Below are 16,901 nucleotides of genomic sequence, written 5' to 3' on the forward strand. Positions count from 1 at the left end.
GAATCCCCAGGGAAGAGGGAGTGGAGTGAGCGCTTTACCTCCGGTGAAGTGGCGCCGGCGCTCGCTGGCCTCAAAGTGCGTTCCCCGTCGTTCCCCGCAATACCTGGGCACGGTCTGGCACGAGTTGGCAGGTGGGTGGCCACTCTTACGGAAAGAAGCGCCCCATCTTGCCGTACCGCCACCCCTGTCCGGAAACCCGTGCGGCCGGGGCGCTCTGACCTGGGGTTTCATCGCTGACAACTGTGGGGCACCTGTCACTGTCGGTCGCCGTTGGTCGGTCTCGGGGAGCCTCGGACGGCCCACAGACGGCCCAGGGCAAAGAGTGTCACCCCCGCCGTGCCGGGCTATCGTGCCGCCGTGACAAGCGCAGCGGAGCGCCCCATCCTCTTCCTCGACGTTGACGGTCCACTCATCCCGTTCGGGTCGTCCCCCAGTCGCCTGCAAGCCCCTGCTTCCGGCTTCCAGACGTCCCTCGACCAGGGGAACCCGCTGCTCGGACGGCTTGACCCCGGCCTTGGACCGCGCCTCATGGCCCTGGGTTGTCAGCTCGTATGGGCCTCGACCTGGATGGAGGATGCGAACGAGGCCGTCGCCCCACGCCTCGGGCTGCCAAGGCTGCCCGTCGTGGAATGGCCGGACGCCTGCGCCGACGACAGCCCGCGCGGCCTGCACTGGAAGACCCGCCACCTCGCCGAGTGGGCCAACCGCCGGCCGTTCATCTGGGTCGACGACGAAATCAGCGCCATGGACCGCCTCTGGGTCGCGGCTCAACACCCTGCACCGTCGCTCCTTCATTGCGTCGACCCGACGAAAGGCCTCGTAGACGCCGACTTCTCCGCGCTCGTCGATTGGCTCCGGCTGCGCTGAGATGAGCACCGCTTTAGGAGTTCGATCCCCCAGCCGCGGCCCTGGATCGCCACGGCTGCATGACTGCGCCTACTCCGCCGAGAACCGCGGCCATCCGGTGGTGTCCGCTGTCGTTGATGTCAGCCATAGATGTCAGCCTGCTCTTGATGCCGTGGTCGCTCGTATTACCCGTTCGGGTGCGTACCTCGTGCCGGCGCCCGCGCGGATGTCCAGGCTTGATCTCACGATATGTCTCCTCGTGAAGGTGAAAGAACATGCCCACGTACGTCGCCTTGCTGAGTTGGACCGATCAAGGGGTTCGAAACTACAAGGACACCGCGAAGCGCGCCGAGACCTTCGGCTCAGCGGTACAGAAGCTCGGGGCGAAGCTCCTGAGTATCTACTGGACCGTGGGTCCATACGATCTCGTGGCCATCGTCGAGGCACCCGACGACGAAACTGCCACGGCAGCACTCCTGCAGCTCGATGAGGTAGGCAACGTCCGTTCCACAACTCTGCGGGCCTTCGGCCGAGAGGAGATAGAGCGCATCATCGCCAAGGCGGCCGGCTAACGACCCTGCAGACAGTGCAAGCGATGGCGTCCGGCGAGTCGGCTCAGCGGCCGGGACTGACCCCTGCACCGGGCACGTCTGCGGCACGCGACCTCTTCGTCCCGAAGCAACTTGCGCGGGTGGCCGACCATGGGCCGGTGGGCCTCTCACCTGCTGCGAGCGTCCACAGCCGTCCGCGCTTGTCCGCCGCTGTGCGTCGGCGTTGTCACGCAGTTAGACACTCGCCCGGTGTGCGACCCGACGCTTAGAAGATGCGGGCAAGGCAGTGCGGCAGGCGCTGACGGGCTAGCGCCAATGCCGTAGCGCGCTGCTGGGCGCTGTCGTCATGCGCCCTCGTTGCCGTCAGCACTGCCGTCACCGCCGTCGCTACGCACTCAACGCAGCATGTCGCGGCGGCAGAGACGGCCCAGAGACAGCGTGGGATAACGCGTTGACCTGACTGTGGAGGTGGGGTGTGATCACCCTATGGGTCCTGGCAACAGTGAGACGGATGCAGGCGTGGCCGACGACGCGATCGTCGCTGGGCGGATCATCCTCGGGCTGAAGACGCTACGTGATCGCCTCGGCTGCTCTCTGCATGAAGCCCTCGACGCCTACGTCGCACGCTACGAGGTGCTGCGACGGGAACGTCCGGCCGACTTCACCAAGAGCCACGAGGAGTACTGGGCGAACTTCTACTCATGACCCAATGGACGCGATCTTGAAAACCGTCGTGGCGCGAGTCACCGTGGGTTCAAATCCCACACCCCCCGCGCAGGTGAACGGCCCCTGACCAGGCGAATCGGTCAGGGGCCGTTGCGTTGTGCTGTGCCCGCTCGACACCGCAGTTCCCCGCGGTTCCCCGTTCGCTCGGGCACGGATGGGGCACGGGCACCTTCTGATCCGTAGCTCTATGTGGACCGGTCGTGGACGGTCATACCGGTCGGGCTACAGCCCTACAAGGTGTCGTCGACGGGTGAAATGAGGACCACGGACGGCGGATCAAAAGCGGGCCACTGCGTGATCTCTTGATCATCCTGACTTCACTGGTACGGGAGTCAGGAGGGAAGAGAGGTGATCGGCGTGGAGGACTGGGCTGAGATCCGTCGGCTGCACCGGGCCGAGGGCCTGTCGGCCCGGGCGGTGGCCCGGCAGTTGGGGATCTCCAGGGGCACTGTCCTGCGGGCCCTGGCCTCGGACCGGCCGCCGGTCTACCAGCGCCCGCTGAAGGGCTCGGCCGTGGACGTGGTCGAGCCGGCCATCCGCGAGCTGTTGAGGCAGACTCCGACGATGCCGGCCACGGTGATCGCCGAGCGGATCGGGTGGGACCGCGGTCTGACCATCCTCAAGGAGCGGGTGCGCGAGCTGCGGCCGGCCTATCTGCCGGTCGACCCGGTCTCGCGCACGGTCTACTCGCCCGGTGAGCTCGCCCAGTGTGATCTGTGGTTCCCGCCGGCGGACATCCCGCTCGGCTACGGGCAGACGGGTCGGCCTCCGGTCCTGGTCATGGTGTCGGGCTACTCGAGGATGATCACGGCCCGGATGCTGCCCTCGCGGAGCTCCGCCGACCTGATCGACGGGCACTGGCGACTGCTCAGCGGCTGGCAGGCCGTCCCGAAGATGCTGGTCTGGGACAACGAGAGCGGGGTGGGCCAGGGAAGGCTGACGTCGGAGTTCGCGGCGTTCGCGGGCCTGCTCGCGATCCGGATCCATCTGTGCCGGCCACGCGACCCGGAAGCGAAAGGCCTGGTGGGGTCGTGGAGGTCATGTTCTCCACGCCCGACGAGGTCGAGATCCTCAAGCTCACCGTCCCGCAGCCCGGCGTCTCCGAGGACCTGACCATGGGCACTCCCGTGGCCCTGACCGGCCTGGTCGCCTCGGCGTGGGAGAACGAGTTCAACGGCCAGAAGCGGCACGGGATCGCCTTCCGCGCGGTCGCGGTCACCTCGCTGGCCGCTGCGGGCACGGCCTCGAAGGCGGCCTGAGCCGTGACGTGGCCGACGGTCTTACTGCTGGTAGTCGTCGCCGCTGCGGGTCTCCTGCGGTGGCGGCGCCCCGCCTGGTACTGGCTGACCTTCGGGGTCACCCTCGCCGTCCTGCGGGTCCTGATCCGCTACGCCACGGTCATGGACGCCTGCGGTCTGACGGTCCCGCCCCCGCGCTGGCGCCTGACGCTGGCCCGGATGACCAACCGTCCGGCGCCGGAGTCCCGTCCGCCGCGCATCCTGCGGCTGCGGCCCACCCGCACCGGCCTGGTCCTGCGGGTGGGACTACGCCCGGGACAGGATGCCTTTGACGTCGCCGCCGCCTCGGACCGGCTGCGCCACTCCTTCGGGATGTACGGCGTGACCTCCCGTGAGCTGCGCTCAGGCGTCGTCGAGGTACGGATGACCGGCTACGACGTGCTCAAGCGGGTCCAGATGCCCGCCCGCCTCGAACCCCGGCCGATGCGCGTCCCGGTGGCCCTGCGGGAGGACGGCTCGGTCCACTTCCGCGACTACCGCGCCGTCCCGCACGGCCTGACCCTCGGGGCCACAGAATCCGGCAAGTCCGTCTACCAGCGCAACCTCGTGGCCGGGCTCGCCCCGCATGATGTCGCCCTGGTCGGTATCGACTGCAAGCAAGGAGTCGAGCTGTTCCCGCTGGCGCGCCGGTTCTCCGCCCTCGCCGACAACCCGGACACCGCGCTGGAGCTGCTCGAAGCGCTCGTTGCGGACATGGAGGAGGTGTATCAGCTCATCCGGGCTGAGCAGCGGATCAGTGTCGCGGTGCCGGATGCGGAGATCGCCGCCGACATCTGGGACCTGCCCGAAGATGTGCGGCCGGTGCCGGTGGTCGTCCTGGTCGACGAGGTCGCCGAACTCGCCCTTTTCGCCAGCAAGGACGAGGAGAAGCGCCGGGACCGGATCATCACCGCCCTGGTCCGCCTCGCCCAGCTCGGCCGCGCGGCCGGCATCTACCTGGAGATCTGCGGGCAGCGCCCCGGCTCCGAACTCGGCAAGGGCATCACCATGCTCCGCGCCCAGCTCACCGGCCGCACCGCGCACCGCGTCAACGACGAGACCTCCGCGAACATGGCCTTCGGCGACATCGCCCCGGACGCCGTCCTGGCCGCCATCCAGATCCCGGCCGAGACGCGCGGTATCGCCATCGCCGGGGACTCCACCGGCGGCTGGCACCGCATCCGCGCCCCGCACACCTCGCTGCGCCAGACCGTCAACCTCTGCAACAAGTACGCCGACCGCACCCCCGACCTTCCCGCCCTGGCGGCCTACCGGCCCGTGGTCGCCTCGCTGCCCTCAAGCCGTGTGCCGCTGTCCAAGACAGCCCCCGCCACCGCCTGACCCACCCTCACCTTTCGGCTGGCGTGACCGTCCTTCGCGCCAGGTCCCTACCCCCGCCATGCCTCATCACAGGAAGGAGCCGTGATGACCCGCCCCGCTCTCCGCGTCGACGCCGTGCTCGTCCAGGCCGTCATTGCCGGGGCGCTCTCCTTCGCCCACCTGCATGACCTCGCTGCCGCAGCCGGACAGGACGGCTGGAAAGCGTGGGCCTACCCCATCTCGGTGGACCTGCTGCTGGTCGCCGCCTGGCGACGGTTGCGCACCGACGGCCCGTCCCGGTTGGCCTGGTCCTGGTTCCTCATCGCCCTGGTCGCCTCGCTCGGCGCGAACGTCGCCACCGCCGGACTGCTCGACCTGAACGACGTTCCCGCCTGGCTAAGCATCCTCGTCGCCGCCTGGCCCGCCCTGGCCTTCATGGGCGGCACCCTGCTCGCCCACTCACCCGCGGACCGCTCCTCGGCTCCGCCGGCACCCGCCACTCCGGACCCGGACCCCGTGCCCGAGGTGGAGCCGGAACCGGCCGCCGTCGCCGAGCCGGACCCACTGCCCGAACCCGTCGTGGTCCCGGAGCCCGAGGAAACCCCGGCCCTGCCCACAGCCGAACCGGCCCCGGTCGCGCCGGTCCCGGCCGCGCTGGTCGACCACGCACACAAGGTCGCCGACGACCACCACGCCCGCACCGGATCCCCGATCGACACCGACACCCTGCGCGCCCGCCTCGGCGTCCCGCCGCACCTGGCCGACGCCATCGCCGCCCAACTCGCCTGACCCGAAAGGAGACGACTCGCCATGCCCGCCCGCGACTTCTTCCACTCCGTGATGCGGATCGGCCCCGTGCAGATCGGCACCCACCGCGACCGCCACGGCACCACCAAGCACGCCGCCGTGTGCAGCTCCGACGGCTGCGGCTGGTCCGCCGACTACACCAGCCAGTCCGCCGCCCAGCTCGCCGCCCGCACCCACCGCTGCAAGGTCCGCTAGGAGGCCAGCGCCATGCAGGTCCCGCTCTGGTTCGCCCTGCTCTGCGTCGGAGTCCTCGGCGTCAAGCTCATCCGCCCGCCCTGGTGGCTCGTCGCCGTGCTGCTCCTCGGTGGCTACCTCCTCGCCGACAGCCTCTTCGCCCCGGTCATCGACACCGCCGTCAAGTAACCCGCGAAAGGAGATCCGCTCATGTTGCGGCCCAAGCTCCCGACCATGCCCCAGCCCACCGGCACGGTCACCCCGCCCGCGGTCGTCGTCGAGCCGACCGCCATCACCCCGGGCACCCCGGCCCCGCCGCCCGTGCCCGTCGCCCCGGCCTCGACCCGGCCCACGATCCAGCTCACGCCCGGCACCGCGCTCGCCCTCGTCGGCGGCGGCACCGCCGCGGTCCTGGTCGTCGGAGCCGTCCTGGTCTCCATGCTCCTCGCGGTCGCCATCACCAGCGCCTCGGTCGCCGTCTGCGCCCTGGTGATCCGCTCCCTGATCAACGCCGACAACCGGCGCCGCTGAGCGGCCCCCGGAGCGGCCTCCGTCGCCAAACTTCGTCCGCTCCGGGCGCCTTCCCACCCTCCAGATCCAACGGACCCGAAAGGCAAGCCCATGATGCCCCAGCACGCCCCCACCCGGCGTATCTGCCGCGACTGCGACGGCTTCGCCACCGTCGCCATCACCACCGGCACCCGCCAAACCGACGGCTCCCGCGTGACGGTCCACGTCACCTGCCCGACCTGCAAGGGCACCGGTCACGCCCTCCCCGCCGCCCTCGTCCGGGCCGGGAGGTAACAGCGTGACCGACACCGCCACCCTGGCGGGCCTGGACCCGACCACCCTCGGCGACCTGCTGCGGGTGGCCGGGTCCCCCGGCTTCGACCGCTGGCAAGACCAAATCAAGCGCACCGGAGGATGCGCCGACCCCATCCACCTGACGGGCTGGGTCTTCCACAAGGACAAGACCACCGGCCAGACCCTGCACCACTACACCACCGAGAACGAGCCGGGCGGACGCCTCCGCGTCGCCTGCGGCAACCGCCGCGCCTCCCGCTGCCCCGCCTGCGCCTGGACCTACGCGGGCGACACCTACCACCTCATCCGCGCAGGCCTGGCCGGAGACGACCGCCGCGACATCCCCGCCACCGTCCGCGATCACCCCCGCGTCTTCGCCACCCTCACCGCACCCTCGTTCGGCCCGGTCCACAACCGGCCCGACCACGGCACCTGCCGCTGCGGCACCCACCACGCCCCGGACGCCCCGGAACTGGGCACCGCCCTCGACCCGGCCACATACGACTACGCGGGCGCAGTGCTGTTCAACAACCACGCCGGACAACTCTGGCAGCGCTTCACCACCCGGCTCCGCCGCGAGATCGCCGCCCGCGCCGGCCTTTCCCGCAGGGAACTCGCCGACCACTGCCGCGTCTCGTACGGCAAGGTCGCCGAGTTTCAGAAGCGCGGCGCCGTCCACTTCCATGCCGTGATCCGCCTCGACGGACCCGACGGGCCGGACACCCCGCCGCCCTCCTGGGCCACCGTCGACCTGCTCGCCGAAGCGATCCGCGCCGCCGCCGCGCACTCCTACACCTCCATCTCCGTCCCGGCCGCCGACGACCAACCGGCCCGCACCTTCCGCTGGGGCCGACAGCTCGACGTCCGGCCCGTGAAGGCGTTCGGGGACGGCTCCGACATCACCGAACAGGCCGTCGCCTCCTACGTCGCCAAGTACGCCACCAAAGCCGCCGAGAACACCGGCACCCTCGACCGCCGCATCGGGGAGCTCGCCGAGCTCGACCGCCACCAGGTCCCCGACCACACCCGCCGCCTCATCGAAGCCTGCAAGATGCTCGACCCGCTGTATCCGGACCGGCGGCTGTGGGCCTGGGCGCACATGCTCGGCTTTCGCGGCCACTTCTCCTCCAAGTCCCGCCGCTACTCCACCACCCTCGGCGCCCTCCGCCAGGCACGCGCCGACTACCGCGCCACCCAAGAGGCTGCCGCCCTCGGCCTGGACGACGCCGAGCCGGACACCGTCCTTGTCCTCGCCGACTGGCAGTACGCAGGCCACGGCCACACCCCCGGGGAATCCGCTCTCGCCGCCACCATCGCCCGCGACCTCCAACTCAACCGCGAAACCGCCCGCGAAGCCCTACGCGACCAACTCGCGGACGAAAGGGAGTGCTGACCATGGCCTCAGAGCTGCCGAACCGGTTCCTGACCCCTGAGGACCTGGTCGAGATGTTCGAGCTGCCCAGTGTCGAGACGGTCTACCAGTGGCGCCGCAAGCGCACCGGTCCCCGCGGCTTCCGCGTCGGCCGGCACCTCCGCTTCGACCCGACCGACGTGCGGACCTGGGTCGACTCCCAGCTCGGGAGGCCGCCTGATGGCTGGCCACATCCAAGACCGCTGGTACCGGACCAAGACCGGGCCAGACGGCACGACCAGCAAGGTCAAAACCGACCGCCACGGCCTCGGCCTGCGCTACCGGGCTCGCTACATCGGCCCCGACGGCACCGAGAAGTCCAAGAGCTTCCCGGATCGACAGAAGCGTCTCGCCGAGACGTGGCTCACCGACATTGCGTCGGACATGTCGCGCGGTCGGTACATCGACCCGCGCGCCGCCCGAATCACCTTCAAGAGCTACGCCGAGAGCTGGCTCAAGACGCACGGCATCGACCCGGCCAGTCTGGTTGTGGTCGAGCAGCGGTTGCGGCTGCACGCCTTCCGCCTGATCGGCTCTCGGCCGTTGGACTCGTTCCGCCCGGAGCACATCCGCGGCCTGGTGAGCGCGCTGGAGAATGACCCGGCCGTGAGCGGCGGCTATGCGCGGAACATCTACGGTGACGTGCGGGCCGTGCTCAGTGCGGCCGTTGACGACGGGCTGTTGCCCCGTAACCCGTGCTCCGCCAAGTCCGTCCGCCCGCCGGCCGCCGAACAACGCCGCGTTGTGCCGTGGCTGCCTGCCCAGGTTCACGCGGTCCGCGCCGCGCTCCCCCAGCGCTACCGGCCCATGGTGGACGTGGGTGCCGGGTGCGGGCTCCGCCAGGGGGAGATCGTGGGACTGGCCGAGGATGCGCTCGCCTTCGACGGCGGCATCATTCGGGTGGTCCGGCAGGTGAAGCTGATTCTGGGCAAGGCCGTGTTCGCTCCGCCGAAGTGCAATAAGGAGCGGGACGTGCCGTTGCCGCCGTCGGTGGCTGAGGCCCTGCGGGCTCACATGGATGCCTTCAAGCCGGTTGGGATCACCTTGCCCTGGCGTAAGCCGGACGGCCCGAAGGTGTCGGCCCGCCTCCTGTTCGCGAACACCGCGAGCGGTCTCGTCTGGCGCAGCAACTTCAACATCCAGGAATGGAAGCCTGCTCTTGCGGCTGCTGGCTTGATCTCGGAGGCCGGGGAGGACGGTAAGTATGAGTCCGCTCGCGAGCACGGCATGCACGCCCTGAGGCACTTCTACGCCTCGGTCCTGCTCGACGCGGGAGAGAGCATCAAGGCCGTCAGCGAGTACCTGGGGCACTCCGACCCTGGGTTGACCCTGCGGGTGTACGCACACCTGATGCCGTCGAGTCAGGAGCGGACCCGTCGAGCCGTCGACACACTCTTGGCGGACCGGCCTAATCATGACGACAACAGCTGACCTGGGGGAGTCAGGGCAGTTCAGCAGAGTTCGTTTGACGCCGAGCCTCATGCACGAGGCGTCGGCGCCGAGCCTCAGCCGTGTGAGAGGTGAGGGGCGGCATCTCTTCTTCTCTCAGGCTGGCACCCAAGCAGCCAAGCGCTTCCGCAGTCACGGTGAAGGCTGCTGTGAATCTTGTTTGACGGTCATCTTCAAAGCCTTGAAAAGCACGTTGGCTGGCCAGCGTGACGTCACCGATACGGATCCTGAGCTGCTCGTTCGGAAGTCTGACGAGTGCCTGGTCAATGCGCAGGTGATGATCCAGCGCCTCTAGGCGAAAAGGGCGCATTTCATCCTCACCGGCGTCCTCCTCCGGGTATCTCCTTGCTAGGTTCCGTAAGGCCACGAACTCGGCCGTCAATGTGTCAACGGCCTCTCGCTCAAGCTGCGAACGCCGTTCGTCACGGGCCATGGACCGTTGATGACGCTGTGAAATCAACGTCGACGCTATAGCACCCGCTGTCCCTAGCGCCGCTCCCGTCAAGCCAGAGATGGCGCCAACCCACACTGCTGCATCCACGAGGCCATTCTCGCGTGCCCAGCAACGACTTCGGGCGGTCTCAGCTCAGGTTGATAGAGCGGCGCACCTCACCTCACGGCCCACAGACGGCCCAGCCCCACGTTGAAGGATCCCGATCACCCGAAAAAGTGCAGGTAGAAGCCCTAAACGAGACGGCTACTAGTTAGTTCTCCGGGCTTAGGCATGGCTGTACCAGTGTCGCAGATCCAATTGGGTGACCTGGGACTGTCCACCCGGACGACTGTCGTCAGTGGTCGGCACCGGTCGCCGTTGAGCGTCCCCGCACGGCCCAGAGACGGCCCAGCCGACCGGACGCCCCTGAGGCGCTGCCGTATCGGGCACGCGGCAGGCACGCTCAATCGTCGGCCTGGTGATCTTCTTGGCTTCGAGGAAGCGTCGATTGGATGGACCACACAGCCGCGAGCAAGCCGAACCCGAAAGGCACGCCGTCCCACGGCTGCGGCAACGTGGACTGGAGCCACCTGGTCCCCACGGCGATCAGCACGAGGACCAGGATCAGCAAAGGGCGCCGGACAATGTGCCTGACTATCGCGATGAACGACGCGCCGAACTGCCTCAGTCTCCCCGGCTTCATGTCCGGGACTGTAGCGCCGCTTCCCCCACCTTCACCACGTACGCCAACCCACCACTCACCCCGGCTCCCATCTCGTCCACCGTCGACCCACACGCATGGGGAGCGGGCTTGGTCCAGGGCGTCAAGGTGGAGCGCGCCACTGCACGAACGACTGTGAGGATGATCTGGCACCGCTCGGCGGCCTGACCAGTTCAGGAGGCCGGGAGCGACGGCGAGCGAAGCGAGCCTTGATGAAGGAGGGAACGTCTTACCGCGCGCGTCACCGCGTCGTGTCTTGTCTCGGTTGATGCTCGGCGTTGTGGCTTCACCTGATGCTTGACACCGCTTGCCTCGGCTTGGCTGTGCGCGTCTGACGAGCGTGCGCAGGGGCCGGGGCCGTCGGAGTCAGAACATCCCGAACGCCCTCACCCCGGTCACTGCAAGGGAGACGACACCGAGGACCCCGAAGATCCCTCGCATGACGTCCGGGGAGAACCTTGGATCGACCCCGCCACCAGGTGAGCGCTGGGCTATCAGGTCATACACGCGCAGCCCAACGTTCCGATAGTCGAGTGCGATGACCGTCGCGCCAGCACCCACGGCGCCTCCCCAGATCAAGCTCGTCCAGTCACCCACGGATTGCCCCTCCCCAACGGATTGCCCGGATGGAGCATCTCGGACCCTGGCCTCATCGCCTGCGGGTGCCTTTTCAAGGTGGCCGTCCCGCCAGCCCGCCACCGCTGCTGCCCCCGCCCGCCGAGCAGATCGCCGAGCGGACCGTTAGCAGTGTCGGCGGTTTCATGGTCGCCGGACAGCGCATCCAACTCGGCCGCGGCTATGCCCACAGGGTCGTCACCGCCCACCTGAGCGAGGTCGTGATCCGTGTCTTCCCCGGCCAGGGCTTGATCATCACCGTCCCGAGAGTCACCAGAAAGGAGGTGGTGGTCCGCAAGTCCGGTGAACACAACCGTCGGAGCATCGACTAGGACAGACGTCAAGCGTCACCCGATGCCAACACGTCAACCATCAACTGAGACTAGACACGCGTCACCGCGTCGAATAGGGGCCAGCCGTCCACCTCGACCGACCCCGCCGCCGGAAACACTTCACGGGCCAGGGCCTCGTCCAGCAACGCTCTTACGCTGCCGGGCTCGTGGAGATTCAGATACTCCCGGTCCGGCAGGCGCACCGCCGCGCCCTCGTCGAAGTAGCCGTCGGCGATGACCCGGTCGGGTCCCGGCCGGAACACGAGACGCAGACGAGCCGGGCTTCCAGGACGCCATAGCGTCACCGTGCTGCTGCACCCGGGGTAGCCCCGCACCCGATCGTGCCGGTGCCCAACGCGGTCATCAGGTCGCGCCGTGCGCACAGCGTCGCCGGATGTACCCGCGCCCTGTAGTCGTGCGGTCGCCACCGTTCCAGGACCGCGCCTTGGTGATCGGTCCGGCTGGGGGGCGCCCTCGAAGCCGACGGTTGAGCATCGAGCCCCCAACCCGTGCGGGCTGGGGGCTCGATGGCCGCCGGCTTGGGCGGGCCACGGCCGTGGGCTCAGGCGGAGCCGACGAAGAGGACCAGCAGGAGCCAGACCACCGGCGCGGTGGGCAGCAGGGAGTCGAGGCGGTCCATGATGCCCCCGTGGCCGGGGAGCAGGGTGCCCATGTCCTTGATGCCCAGGTCCCGCTTGATCATGGACTCGCCGAGATCGCCGAGGGTGGCGGTGGCGGCGACCGCGAGGCCGAGCAGCAGGCCCTGCCACCAGGCGCCGTCGTCGATCAGGAACTGCATGCACAGCGCGCCGGCCACCATCGCGAAGGCCACCGCGCCGAACAGGCCCTCGCGGGTCTTGCCCGGACTGATGCGCGGAGCGAGCTTGTGCCGGCCGAAGCGCCACCCGACGGCGTACGCGCCCGTGTCGCTGACCACCGTGAGCAGGAGGAAGGTCAGCACACGGCGGGGACCGTCGTCCGCGGTCAGCATCATCGCGACGAACGTGGCCAGGAACGGCACGTAGAACGCCGCGAAGACGCCGGCCGTGACGTCCTTGAGGTAGCCCTCCGGTGGCTTCGTCATGCGCCAGACCAGGATCGCGAGCGTGGTCAGCGCCATCGCCACCCAGGCCCCCTCGGCGCCCCGGACGTACCCGGCGACCACCATGGCCGCTCCGCCGACCGCCAGCGGTACGAGCGGCGCCTTGATGCCCTTGCGCTCGTCGAGCCGACTGGTGAGTTCCCACAGGCCGACCACGACCGCGACCGCGATGACACCGACGAACACGGCCTTGACGACGAACAGCGACACGACGATCACCGCGCCGAGCCCGAGGCCGACGCCTATGGCGGCGCCCAGGTCGCGACCCGCGCTCTTCTTCTGCGGCGCGGGCGCCGGCTGCGGGGCGTCGGGCATGGGCTCCGGATTCTGCGACGCCATCCCGTGCAGGGACGGTGTCTGCGGCGTGTCGTGGGGCCGCGGCGCGTGGTGCGGCGGCTGCGGCGTGTCGTCGCGGAACGGGGCGCCGCCCCACTGGGCGGCCCCCCGGTCGTCATCCTGGTTTCCGCCGTGAGCGGGCGCGTCGGGCACGACGGGCATGGGGCGGGTCCGCTGGGCGTCATGCGCATCGTACGCGGGACCCGCCGGAGCGGCCCCCGGGACGGGTCCCTGATGGGCGGGTGACCCGTCCGCGGGCCCCCAGTACCCGGCCTGCCGCGGCGCTCCCCAGGAAGTGTCGTTCATCAGACTTCGAGCAGCTCCGCTTCCTTGTGCTTCAGCAGCTCGTCCACCTGCGCCACGTACTTGGCGGTGATGTCGTCGAGCTCCTTCTCCGCACGGCGGCCCTCGTCCTCACCGACCTCGCCATCCTTGATCATCTTGTCGATGGCGTCCTTGGCCTTGCGGCGCACGGAGCGGATGGACACCTTGGCGTCCTCGCCCTTGCCCCTGGCGACCTTGATGTACTCGCGACGGCGCTCCTCGGTGAGCTCGGGGAACACCACGCGGATGATGTTGCCGTCGTTGCTCGGGTTGACGCCCAGGTCGGAGTCGCGGATCGCCTGCTCGATGTTGCGCAGCGCGGTCTTGTCGAACGGGGTCACGACGGCCATGCGCGGCTCCGGTACGGAGAACGAGGCCAGCTGGTTGATCGGCGTCGGCGCGCCGTAGTAATCGGCCACGATCTTGTTGAACATCGCCGGGTGCGCACGGCCGGTGCGGATCGCGGCGAAGTCCTCCTTGGCGACCACGACGGCCTTCTCCATCTTCTCCTCGGCCTCGAGGAGGGTCTCTTCGATCACCACTTGCTCCTGCGTGTCTTGAGTAGGCCCGGCTCCGGTTCCCAGTCGGGACCGGTGGCCGGCTTCGTCGCGTCTTCTTCCTGCACGGTTCCCGACCGGCAGGACATTGTCCATCCCCCGGCCAGGGTCCGTCCCGTCCGTCGCCCGGACAGGCCTCTTTCCGGCTACCCCTGTGCGGGGTCCGCCGGTCAGCCCCGGCTGCCTTGGTCACCCACAAGCGTGCCGATCTTCTCACCCTTGACGGCTCGGGCGATATTGCCCTCCTTCAGGAGTTCGAAGACGACGATCGGGAGCTTGTTGTCCCGGCACAGCGTGATCGCCGTGGCGTCGGCGACCTTCAGGTCCCGCGTGATGACCTCCCCGTAGCCCAGGGAGTCGAACTTCACCGCGTCCGGGTTGGCCTTCGGGTCGGAGTCGTACACCCCGTCCACGCCGTTCTTGCCCATGAGCAGCGCCTCGGCGTCGATCTCCAGGGCGCGCTGGGCGGCGGTGGTGTCGGTGGAGAAGTACGGCATGCCCATACCGGCGCCGAAGATGACCACGCGGCCCTTCTCCATGTGGCGCACGGCGCGCAGCGGGATGTACGGCTCGGCGACCTGGCCCATGGTGATGGCGGTCTGGACCCGGCTGTCGATGCCTTCCTTCTCCAGGAAGTCCTGCAGGGCGAGGCAGTTCATCACGGTGCCGAGCATGCCCATGTAGTCCGAGCGGGCGCGGTCCATGCCGCGCTGCTGGAGTTCGGCACCGCGGAAGAAGTTGCCGCCGCCGATCACGACCGCGATCTGCGCGCCGTCGCGCACGACGGCCGCGATCTCACGGGCGATGGCGTGCACCACGTCCGGGTCGACCCCCAGGCCCCCGCCACCGGAGAAGGCCTCTCCCGACAGCTTCAGCAGAAACCGTCCGGGTACTTTGCCGTCGTCGCTCTTCTGGGCCTTGGTGGTCATGAGATCCCGCCTCTGTTACGTGGTGCACATGCGAAGAAGGCCATTGCCGGTGGGGCGTGTTTCGCATCCCATGCAGCGGCAATGGCCTCCTCGTCAGATCTGCTGCCGTCCGTCACGCGCGTGAGCGTGGGCGCACACGCGAGCGACGTGGACGACTGCTGTCGACCCTATCGGGGTCGGGGGTCCGTCGCGGTACGGACCGTGGAGTCAGATGCCGACCTTGATGCGCGTGAAGCGCTTCAGGGTGACACCGGCCTCGTCCAGGACCTTCTGGACCGACTTCTTGTTGTCCAGGGCGTAGGGCTGGCCGAGCAGCGTCGCGTCCTTGAAGAAGCCGTTGACACGACCCTCGACGATCTTGGCGATCGCGGCCTCGGGCTTGCCCTCGGCGCGGGTGGTCTCCTCGGCGACACGACGCTCGGACTCGACGATGTCGGCCGGCACGTCCTCCTTGGCGAGGTACTTCGGCGCGAAGGCGGCGATGTGCTGGGCGATGCCCTTGGCGACCTCGGCGTTCGGCTTGTCGAGCTCGACGAGGACACCGATCTGCGGGGGCAGGTCGGGCATCGTGCGGTGCATGTACGCGACCACGAAGCCGTCGGAGAACTGCGCGAAGCGGTCCAGGACGATCTTCTCGCCGAGGTTGGCGTTGGCCTCGTCCACGAACGCCTGGACGGTCTTGCCGGCCTCGATCTCGGAGGCGAGCAGGGCCTCGAGGTCGGCCGGGGAGGTCTTGGCGACGTGCTCGGCGATCGCGCGGGCGACGGCCTGGAACTTCTCGCCCTTGGCGACGAAGTCCGTCTCGCACTTCAGCTCAACGAGGACACCGGAGGAGTTGTCGTCGGCGATGATCGAGACCACGGCGCCGTTCTCGGCGGAGCGGCCCTCGCGCTTGGCGACGCCCTTCTGGCCCTTGATACGGAGCGCCTCGACGGCCTTGTCGACGTTGCCCTCGGCCTCGTCCAGCGCCTTCTTGCAGTCCATCATGCCGGCGCCCGTGAGCTCGCGGAGCTTCTTGACGTCGGCGGCGGTGTAGTTCGCCATGAGTCTGTGAATCTTTCTCGAAGTCTGGAGGATCGAAGATCTGCACGGTCTGCGGTCTACATGTAGATGCAGGTTCCCGACTCGGTGCTGACCTACGGGTGAACGGCGGGAGCGGACTTCATGTCGCCGCTCCCGCCGTCAACGCTGGCGCTGACGGGTCAGGCCTGCTCGCCCTCGGCGGCGGGGGCCTCCGCGACCGGAGCCTCGGCGGCAGGAGCCTCGGCAGCCGGAGCCTCGGCAGCCGGAGCCTCGGCGGCAGGAGCCTCCGCAGCGGGGGCCTCCGCAGCGGGAGCCTCCTCGGCCTTCTTCTCGCCCTCGAGCAGGTCGCGCTCCCACTCGGCGAGCGGCTCGCCCGCGGCCTTCTCACCCTTGCCCTCGGCAGCGCCGGAGCGGGCGATGAGGCCCTCGGCGACAGCGTCGGCGATCACGCGGGTGAGCAGGGTGACGGAGCGGATCGCGTCGTCGTTGCCCGGGATCTTGTAGTCGACCTCGTCGGGGTCGCAGTTGGTGTCGAGGATGGCGACGACCGGGATGTTGAGCTTGCGGGCCTCGCCGACCGCGATGTGCTCCTTCTTGGTGTCCACGATCCAGACGGCGCTGGGCACCTTCTGCATCTCGCGGATACCGCCGAGGGTCTTCTCCAGCTTGGCCTTCTCGCGGGAGAGGACCAGGAGCTCCTTCTTGGTCAGACCGGAGGACGCGACGTCCTCGAAGTCGATCTGCTCGAGCTCCTTCAGGCGCTGCAGGCGCTTGTAGACGGTCGAGAAGTTGGTGAGCATGCCGCCCAGCCAGCGCTGGTTGACGTAGGGCATGCCGACGCGGGTCGCCTGCTCGGCGATGGCCTCCTGCGCCTGCTTCTTCGTACCGACGAACATGACCGTGCCGCCGTGGGCGACGGTCTCCTTGACGAACTCGTAGGCGCGGTCGATGTACGACAGCGACTGGAGCAGGTCGATGATGTAGATGCCGTTGCGCTCGGTGAAGATGAAGCGCTTCATCTTCGGGTTCCAACGGCGGGTCTGGTGACCGAAGTGGACGCCGCTCTCCAGCAGCTCCCGCATCGTGACGACGGCCATGGCCGTATCTCCTTGAGTTTCTCGGTTGTGCCGCGGCTGCCGGACGGCTTCCGCGCCTGACGCCCGC

Annotated in this window: 21 protein-coding genes and 3 pseudogenes; 15 read left to right on the forward strand and 9 right to left on the reverse strand. The window is 68.9% G+C overall.

Annotation, left to right across the window (positions count from 1 at the left end; all coding sequences use genetic code 11):
* Nucleotides 1-357 precede the first annotated feature (357 nt).
* From ACIHCX_RS29135 to ACIHCX_RS29200, 14 genes and pseudogenes are all read left to right on the forward strand, one after another.
* Nucleotides 358-867 carry an HAD domain-containing protein gene (locus ACIHCX_RS29135; protein WP_400034631.1) on the forward strand — a complete coding sequence of 170 codons (510 nt, stop codon included), beginning with the start codon at nt 358-360 and terminating at the stop codon, nt 865-867.
* A gap of 254 nt (nt 868-1,121) precedes the next feature.
* The gene (locus tag ACIHCX_RS29140; protein ID WP_400034633.1) at nt 1,122-1,418 is read left to right on the forward strand and encodes a GYD domain-containing protein; all 297 of its coding nucleotides are present in this window, start codon (nt 1,122-1,124) and stop codon (nt 1,416-1,418) included.
* A 498-nt stretch (nt 1,419-1,916) separates the two neighbouring features.
* Entirely contained in the window at nt 1,917-2,102 is a 186-nt protein-coding gene (locus ACIHCX_RS29145; RefSeq protein ID WP_400034635.1) for a hypothetical protein, read from the forward strand.
* Between the two features lie 369 nt (nt 2,103-2,471).
* Nucleotides 2,472-3,149, forward strand: a pseudogene (locus ACIHCX_RS29150) (DDE-type integrase/transposase/recombinase); the annotation flags it as partial.
* A complete protein-coding gene (locus ACIHCX_RS29155; RefSeq protein WP_400034637.1) occupies nt 3,113-3,382 on the forward strand; it encodes a hypothetical protein in 270 nt (89 codons plus the stop codon). The pseudogene ACIHCX_RS29150 and the gene ACIHCX_RS29155, both read left to right, overlap by 37 nt.
* A 3-nt stretch (nt 3,383-3,385) precedes the next feature.
* Complete coding sequence (locus tag ACIHCX_RS29160) at nt 3,386-4,741, forward strand: FtsK/SpoIIIE domain-containing protein (RefSeq protein ID WP_400034639.1); 1,356 nt, start codon at nt 3,386-3,388, stop codon at nt 4,739-4,741.
* Nucleotides 4,742-4,825: 84 nt separating this feature from the next.
* Nucleotides 4,826-5,509: a DUF2637 domain-containing protein gene (locus ACIHCX_RS29165; RefSeq protein ID WP_400034641.1), complete on the forward strand. Its 684-nt coding sequence runs from the start codon at nt 4,826-4,828 to the stop codon at nt 5,507-5,509.
* Between the two features lie 21 nt (nt 5,510-5,530).
* Nucleotides 5,531-5,722 carry a mobile element transfer protein gene (locus ACIHCX_RS29170; RefSeq protein WP_344569109.1) on the forward strand — a complete coding sequence of 64 codons (192 nt, stop codon included), beginning with the start codon at nt 5,531-5,533 and terminating at the stop codon, nt 5,720-5,722.
* Nucleotides 5,723-5,734: 12 nt separating this feature from the next.
* Complete coding sequence (locus ACIHCX_RS29175; RefSeq protein ID WP_361417302.1) at nt 5,735-5,890, forward strand: hypothetical protein; 156 nt, start codon at nt 5,735-5,737, stop codon at nt 5,888-5,890.
* Nucleotides 5,891-5,911: 21 nt separating this feature from the next.
* Nucleotides 5,912-6,232, forward strand: coding sequence for a SpdD-like protein (locus tag ACIHCX_RS29180; RefSeq protein WP_400034644.1), 321 nt, complete (start codon nt 5,912-5,914; stop codon nt 6,230-6,232).
* Between the two features lie 93 nt (nt 6,233-6,325).
* The gene (locus ACIHCX_RS29185; RefSeq protein WP_400034847.1) at nt 6,326-6,505 is read left to right on the forward strand and encodes a hypothetical protein; all 180 of its coding nucleotides are present in this window, start codon (nt 6,326-6,328) and stop codon (nt 6,503-6,505) included.
* A 4-nt stretch (nt 6,506-6,509) separates the two neighbouring features.
* Nucleotides 6,510-7,898: a replication initiator protein RepSA gene (gene repSA / locus ACIHCX_RS29190; protein WP_400034646.1), complete on the forward strand. Its 1,389-nt coding sequence runs from the start codon at nt 6,510-6,512 to the stop codon at nt 7,896-7,898.
* Between the two features lie 2 nt (nt 7,899-7,900).
* Nucleotides 7,901-8,080, forward strand: a pseudogene (locus ACIHCX_RS29195) (helix-turn-helix transcriptional regulator); the annotation flags it as partial.
* Between the two features lie 16 nt (nt 8,081-8,096).
* The gene (locus ACIHCX_RS29200; RefSeq protein ID WP_400034648.1) at nt 8,097-9,347 is read left to right on the forward strand and encodes a tyrosine-type recombinase/integrase; all 1,251 of its coding nucleotides are present in this window, start codon (nt 8,097-8,099) and stop codon (nt 9,345-9,347) included.
* A 10-nt stretch (nt 9,348-9,357) separates the two neighbouring features.
* Here the strand turns inward: ACIHCX_RS29200 and ACIHCX_RS29205 are convergent, their stop codons facing one another.
* The 3 genes from ACIHCX_RS29205 to ACIHCX_RS29215 all read right to left on the reverse strand — a co-directional run bounded on the left by ACIHCX_RS29205 (nt 9,358) and on the right by ACIHCX_RS29215 (nt 11,116).
* Nucleotides 9,358-9,798 (reverse strand): hypothetical protein, encoded by a 441-nt coding sequence (locus tag ACIHCX_RS29205; RefSeq protein ID WP_400034650.1) that lies wholly within the window; start codon nt 9,796-9,798, stop codon nt 9,358-9,360.
* A gap of 463 nt (nt 9,799-10,261) precedes the next feature.
* Nucleotides 10,262-10,501, reverse strand: coding sequence for a hypothetical protein (locus ACIHCX_RS29210; protein ID WP_400034652.1), 240 nt, complete (start codon nt 10,499-10,501; stop codon nt 10,262-10,264).
* A 384-nt stretch (nt 10,502-10,885) separates the two neighbouring features.
* Nucleotides 10,886-11,116 (reverse strand): hypothetical protein, encoded by a 231-nt coding sequence (locus ACIHCX_RS29215; RefSeq protein WP_400034654.1) that lies wholly within the window; start codon nt 11,114-11,116, stop codon nt 10,886-10,888.
* 74 nt (nt 11,117-11,190) lie between these two features.
* Here ACIHCX_RS29215 and ACIHCX_RS29220 point away from each other — a divergent pair.
* Nucleotides 11,191-11,466, forward strand: a pseudogene (locus tag ACIHCX_RS29220) (IS481 family transposase); the annotation flags it as partial.
* Nucleotides 11,467-11,516: 50 nt separating this feature from the next.
* On the opposite strand, the gene ACIHCX_RS29225 reads toward ACIHCX_RS29220, so the two are convergent.
* The 6 genes from ACIHCX_RS29225 to rpsB form a co-directional block, all read right to left on the reverse strand.
* Nucleotides 11,517-11,729, reverse strand: a complete 213-nt coding sequence (locus ACIHCX_RS29225; protein ID WP_400034656.1) for a hypothetical protein — start codon at nt 11,727-11,729, stop codon at nt 11,517-11,519.
* 299 nt (nt 11,730-12,028) lie between these two features.
* Complete coding sequence (locus ACIHCX_RS29230) at nt 12,029-13,210, reverse strand: phosphatidate cytidylyltransferase (RefSeq protein WP_400034658.1); 1,182 nt, start codon at nt 13,208-13,210, stop codon at nt 12,029-12,031.
* Nucleotides 13,210-13,767 carry a ribosome recycling factor gene (gene frr / locus ACIHCX_RS29235; RefSeq protein WP_400034660.1) on the reverse strand — a complete coding sequence of 186 codons (558 nt, stop codon included), beginning with the start codon at nt 13,765-13,767 and terminating at the stop codon, nt 13,210-13,212. Before frr ends, ACIHCX_RS29230 begins: the two co-directional genes overlap by 1 nt.
* A 188-nt stretch (nt 13,768-13,955) precedes the next feature.
* Nucleotides 13,956-14,714, reverse strand: coding sequence for a UMP kinase (pyrH, locus tag ACIHCX_RS29240; RefSeq protein WP_400034662.1), 759 nt, complete (start codon nt 14,712-14,714; stop codon nt 13,956-13,958).
* 207 nt (nt 14,715-14,921) lie between these two features.
* Entirely contained in the window at nt 14,922-15,758 is an 837-nt protein-coding gene (gene tsf / locus ACIHCX_RS29245; protein ID WP_400034664.1) for a translation elongation factor Ts, read from the reverse strand.
* Between the two features lie 158 nt (nt 15,759-15,916).
* A complete protein-coding gene (gene rpsB, locus ACIHCX_RS29250) occupies nt 15,917-16,834 on the reverse strand; it encodes a 30S ribosomal protein S2 (protein ID WP_400034666.1) in 918 nt (305 codons plus the stop codon).
* Between the last annotated feature and the right edge of the window lie 67 nt (nt 16,835-16,901).

This window comes from Streptomyces sp. NPDC052043, assembly GCF_044548235.1.
Classification (GTDB): Bacteria; Actinomycetota; Actinomycetes; order Streptomycetales; family Streptomycetaceae; genus Streptomyces.